This window comes from Alkalibaculum sporogenes (assembly GCF_009362815.1).
Taxonomy (GTDB): Bacteria; Bacillota; Clostridia; order Eubacteriales; family Alkalibacteraceae; genus Alkalibaculum_A; species Alkalibaculum_A sporogenes.
In genome coordinates, this window is record NZ_WHNX01000065.1 from 1 (window position 1) to 5,979 (window position 5,979).

General features: G+C 31.8%; 5 protein-coding genes. All 5 read left to right on the forward strand.

All coding sequences use genetic code 11. The features are described from left to right. On the forward strand, positions 1–202 hold a 202-nt coding region (locus tag GC105_RS16395; protein WP_281350150.1), incomplete at its 5' end, for a helix-turn-helix domain-containing protein. A gap of 319 nt (positions 203–521) precedes the next feature. After that, entirely contained in the window at positions 522–2,027 is a 1,506-nt protein-coding gene (locus GC105_RS16400) for an SLC13 family permease (RefSeq protein WP_152806994.1), read from the forward strand. A 22-nt stretch (positions 2,028–2,049) separates the two neighbouring features. Further along, complete coding sequence (locus GC105_RS16405; RefSeq protein ID WP_152806996.1) at positions 2,050–3,579, forward strand: FAD-dependent oxidoreductase; 1,530 nt, start codon at positions 2,050–2,052, stop codon at positions 3,577–3,579. Between the two features lie 73 nt (positions 3,580–3,652). Beyond that, the gene (locus tag GC105_RS16410) at positions 3,653–4,546 is read left to right on the forward strand and encodes a LysR family transcriptional regulator (protein ID WP_152806998.1); all 894 of its coding nucleotides are present in this window, start codon (positions 3,653–3,655) and stop codon (positions 4,544–4,546) included. Between the two features lie 188 nt (positions 4,547–4,734). Beyond that, the coding region (locus GC105_RS16415) for a sigma 54-interacting transcriptional regulator (RefSeq protein WP_152807000.1) at positions 4,735–5,979 on the forward strand (1,245 nt) is incomplete at its 3' end.

The window sequence follows — 5,979 nt, forward strand, 5'->3', positions numbered from 1 at the left end:
TAAAAATCTAGATTTTGACGTAGAAGAGGAAAAAATATTATCCACTAATTCGAAAGAAATCAATATTAACTTAAAAGAAATAAATAAATTAGTAGAAGATAATATAATTAAAATGTTAGAAGCAAGTGGAATGAATAAAACGGAGATAGCGAAAAGTCTTGGAATAAGTAGAACTGCATTGTGGAAAAAAAATACGAACTAAAAAAAAGTGTTAACTAAAAGAAACACCATGTTTAGAAATATAAACATGGTGTTTTATAGGTGCTGCAACATGGGCGCAATCTTAAGGGTTATATTCTATTAATTTGAATGTAACATAATTTTGTATATTTTATCAGTGTTATTAACCCCAAAAAAGGTTGTTCTATAATAAATCTACCTAAAAAAAAAGTGATAACAATTTTGCTACGTCATACTTATTAAAAGCTTCTTTTCTGAATAAAAAATATATACTACAATATTAATATAAATTGTAATATTACCTATAATTTAAATTTGTACAAGATGAACGGAGGGGTTTTATGAGTCAAGTAGCTATCAAAAAAGAAAGTATATCTATCAAAAAAGAAAGTAATGGATTGTACTATGTGTGGGTGGTAATTTCGATATTATTGATGTTTGGTTTTGGGAGAGTTATACCACCTTTTGCTGGTATAAATGAAATCGGTGTCAGTATACTGGGAATTTTCGCTGGGGTATTATTAATGACTATTGCTACAGATCAAGTATTTTGGCCTGCACTAATGGGTATGTTTGCCATGATAATTAGTGGTTTTACAGACGCAACGTCGCTATTATCATTATGGCTTGGTAATCCAATTATACAACAAATTATTTGGGTAATGGCATTAACAGGTGTAGTAACAGAATCAGGAGCTGTAAATGTTTTAGCAAGGAAGATGCTTTCAATCAAAGCAATAAAAGGACGTCCTATGGTCTTTACAGTTGCATTATTTTTTACAGTTATGATATGCACCGTATTGGTGAGTAGTCCAACAGCTATGATACTACTTTGGTATCCAATCTTAGATGGGATATGTGATTCATGTGGAATTAAGAAAGATAGTAATTTAAAAAGAGAGTTATTACTAGGTGTTTATATTGCTGCCATGGGTGCATTTATACTTCCCTTTAAAGGTGTTCATTTATCAGCAATAGCAGTTGCAGCAGGTATATTAGAAGGATATGGATTAACCTTTGATAGTGGAGCTTACTTTACAGTAGCTACATTAATAGTTGTCTTATTTGTTTTAGTTTACTGTATGTTCATAAAATATGTTTGGAAAACAGACTTAACACCTTTACAATGTTTTGATGCTGATAAACTTGGATTTACAAAAGAAGATCTAACAATGAACACTCGTCAAAAAATACTTTTAGGGTCATTAGTTTTTGGGATAGTTTTTTTAATGGGTAGTTTTATATTACCAGCAGATTCAGCTATTTTTGCTCTTTATAGTAAAGTTGGATCAACATGGATATGGATTTTCATTTTTGCCTTTTTATGTATTTTCAAAGTAGGTGGAAAACCTTTCGTAGATGGTGTAAAAATCCTTCAGACAAAAACTATGTGGCAAATAGTTGCCTTAGCAGGTTGCTTTATGATTTTAGGTAGTGCAATTGCTTCTGATGAATACGGAATTAAGGACGCAATATCAAATGTTTTGACACCATTAGTAGGTAATTCAAGTTGGGTTTTTCTAGTCATAATGTGTGTTGTAATAGCTACCGTGTTCACAAACTTTACAAACGGTATGCCTGTAACTTTTACATTACTTTCAGTATGTATACCTTTTGCGGCAACTTTAGAATTAGCAGGTAAAGTAAATGCTTCTGTTTTATCAGTAGCAATTATTATGTCGGGAATGTGTGCTTTTATGACCTATGGTTCAATTGTATATGCGTCGCTATTATTAGGTCGAGAAGAAATAACAACAAAGTTCATGTGGACCAAAGGCGTTACTACAAACTTTATATACATTGTAGTGGCATGTGTATCATGTATCTTATTTGGCTACATACTATAAATTCTATAAGGAGAAAGACAACATGAATAATAAAACAATAACATTGCCAGAAGAAAATATCGATATATATGACGAATGTGACATATTAGTAGTTGGAGGTGGTGCTGCAGGTCATTCTGCAGCAATTGCCGCAGCCAGAGCAGGAGCAAAAAATATTGTGATTATAGAACGCTATGGTTATATGGGAGGTGATGCTACCGGAGGATATGTTATCATGGTTCCAAACCTTTCATGGTATGACAAGTCATTTGTTAGAGGGATACAGGAAGAATGGTTTACAAGGCTTAGTAAAATTCCAGGAGCTGTAAAAGCTCCGTCTTTAGACGATATTGGTAGTACTGATCCTACTTTGATTTATGCATGGTCTGCTTTTCATGATTGTGTAAGCAGAGGAGGATTCGGTGGTAGCAAACCTTCCTGCTTAGTTAGGGCAGTTTATTTTGAGCCAAATCAATTAAAAATTGAAATGGATAAAATGCTTCTTGAACATAAAGATGTAATCAGAGTACAATATCACAGCTGGGGTACTAAGCCAATTATGGAGGGAAATGAAATTCAAGGAGTTGTTTTTGAGAGTAAAGAAGGTAGAAAAGCTATTCTTGCTAAAACAGTAATTGATGCTACTGGTGATGGTGATATATTTGCTCAGGCTGAAGCTCCACATTCAACACTTTTTGATCAAGAAACTCGCGCAGGTACTACAGCCTTAGTATGGCGTATAGGAGGAATAGACTGGGCACAATTCCATGAATGGAAACAATCACATCCAGAACAAATGCTGGCATTAAGAGATACATTACATAGAGTAGCAGGATTTCGTTCTTTAGCTCTTCCTAGTAATCAGAATGATATATGTTGGATTAACAATTGGCATTCAGATCGTAATTGTACGTTGATTAAAGATCAGACTGAAACTGAAATGAATACACGAAATACAATGCGTGATGTAATCGAATATCTTAGAGAAGTTGTTCCAGTAGCGTTTAAAAATGCATATTTGTATGATATAGCACCACAATTAGGCACTAGATGTAGCCGACGTTTGATTGGAGAATATGTAATGTCAACAAAAGATTTTGCATATGCGAATCAATTTGAAGATGTCATAGCGTGGCATTCTACAATATGTCAGATTAATGACTGTGCACCAGTAGAAATACCATATAGAAGTATTCTCCCTCAGAAAATTGAAAATTTACTTTGTCCTGGACGTCATATGTCTGCTGATGCTGTTGCGATTGATTGGCTAAACCTAATACCACAGTGTATAGGTACAGGTCAGGCTGCAGGTGTTGCTGCTGCTGTTGCAATACAAGATGGAGTAAGTGTACGTAATATTGACATTAGAAAAGTACAAGATATATTAGTCGATCAGGATGTACCACTTCCAAGAAATGAAAAATTTGAAAAGAAAGATCCATCATATCGCCGATGTGTTGAAGAACATAACTATGGTTTGTATACAGATGCTGCTATAAAGGCGAAAGAAGAAGCTGATTATATAGAAAAATTTAGACAAGATCAAGTAAAAAAAACCAATAAGAACTTATAGGGTTTATGTATCTATATGTTATACTAAATTTATATAATTGATAAAATCTGTAAGATGTTGAAAGGAAAATCATATGACTCCTACACAAATCAAGTATTTTGAAGCAACGTATGCTAAAGGAAATATTGCCGCTACAGCAAAAGAGTTATACGTTTCCCGACCTGTGATCTCAAGAAGCATTAAAGAATTAGAAGAAGAGTTTGGATGCTTACTCTTTATTCGTTCACCAAAAGGCGTTGAGCCAACACGTGAAGGTCATATCTTACATCAATTATTTTTAGAATTAGATTATAGTTACCAGACTGCATTACGTAAGATTAGAGATGAATCATCAAAAGAAACTGAACAGAAAATTCGAATTGCAATAACTCCTACTAATGGTTATGAAATTTATGAATCATATTGTAGGGAGTTCTATCAACAATACCCAAGTTTTAAACTGGAAATAATTGAACGTCCGGCGAATGAAATTTTAGAATTGATTTTAAACAATGCTGTAGATGTTGCATTTACACCTGGAAGACTGTATGAATTTTCTGTGTTAGGTCATATGGATTTGTTTGATAGTATTATGTCGATTGGCGTATCTGTTAATAATCCACTAGCGTCAAAAAAAACAGTTGGTATATTAGATTTGTTAGATAAACCTTTGGGGATTTTGGATGCACCATTACCGGGTAAAAAACGTATAGATACTTGCTTTACATCAATAGGACGTAAGCCAGATGTTGTAGTACAAACATCTCTACAAGAATTACTTTATCGAATGACACAGGAAAATTATATTATCACAATTCTTCCGAATAATTTAATGAAAAATTGGAATGATGTTGCAATTATTCCAATAGACTTTTTTGAATCCTACACTCATAAAATGTATTGGAATAAAGCAATGGTACATAATTTTGCATTCGATATTTTTTACGAATTTATGAAAAACAAATGTAATTCTATAATAGAAAAATAATTCAGTATAAAATATCAAGATCATTTGACAAGGTTATACTAAATAATAATAGAATTTAACAGATTAATTTTAAAAAAATGATATCTATATAAATAGAATCAACTTTTGTATATTGAAAAGGTTAGTCTTGAATACATTTTACGGTTAGACTTTGTCAATTGAATTATTTTTATTAAGAGGTTTATTAATTGAATATAAATATATTAATAAAAATGATTATATGTTCTGTTGGGGATGAAGATATGGATAATACTATTGGAATAATTGCACAAAGTATAGAAATAAAAAATATGATTGTAGATAGATTCTCTGAAGAAGTAAAAAAAGGTCACATTATTATAGACTTACTCGACGAAGATAAGATAGAGCAACAAGGGAAAATCTTAGAAAAAAAAGGCGCGAAGGCTATTATTGCTAGGAGCGGCGGTTATATTCATACAATTGGTACTGTAGATGTTCCTACCATAAACCTAGAGATGACAACAATAGATATATTAAGGGCTATAAAAAAAGCAAAATCATATAACAAACATATTGTTTTGGTATTATCTGATGTAGATTATTTTGATTACGAAGAATGGAAAGATATAATAAGCCCTAGTATGACCTTAGAAAGGTTTAATCATAAAAAACAAATATGTGATAAAGTGAAAAAATATCTCCCTAAAAAAGATGAAGTTGTTATTGTTGGTGGGGGTATTCCCTGTAGATATGCAGAAAATTTTAACATTGATAGTGTATTTATAACTGCTTCTAAAGAGTCCATAAGAGAAGGCGTTAAATATGCAAAACAGTTGTTAAGTGATTTGCACACACAAAAATATAATAAAGAAATACTAAAGAATACTCTAGATGTAGTTCACGATTCAGTAATTGCTACAGATAATACTGGCAAAGTAATATTATTCAATAAAAAAGCCCAAGAGATATTTCACAAGAACGACGATATACTTGGAAATGATTTAAATAGAGTTTTTCCAGAGTTAAATTTTATATTTCAGGTAAATGAAAAAAAACCTTTAATTAAAAATAAAATCGTTAATATTAAGGAGCATACCATTACTGCCAATGTATCAATAATAAACGTTGAAAATATAAATGAAGGTTATTTATGCACATTTCAAGATATAACCAAACTACAAGAATTAGAAAAGAAAATCAGGGTAAAGTTAAACAAAAAAGGATTAATGGCAAAATACAAGTTCGAGGATATTATAGCACAGTCACCTGTAATGAGTTTAACGATAGAAAAAGCAAAAAAGATTGCAATACACGATAATACCACAATGATTTACGGCGAAAGCGGTACAGGCAAGGAAATGTTTGCACAAAGCATTCATAATATGAGTGAAAGAAAACATTTTCCATTTGTTGCAATTAACTGTGCTGCGTTAACAGAATCCCTTTTAGAAAGCGAACTCTTTGGCTATGAG

Coding starts and splice junctions, on each gene's coding strand:
- GC105_RS16410 (WP_152806998.1), top strand. CDS start 3,653: ATGACTCCTACACAAATCAAGTATTTTGAAGCAACGTATGCTAAAGGA.
- GC105_RS16400 (WP_152806994.1), top strand. CDS start 522: ATGAGTCAAGTAGCTATCAAAAAAGAAAGTATATCTATCAAAAAAGAA.
- GC105_RS16405 (WP_152806996.1), top strand. CDS start 2,050: ATGAATAATAAAACAATAACATTGCCAGAAGAAAATATCGATATATAT.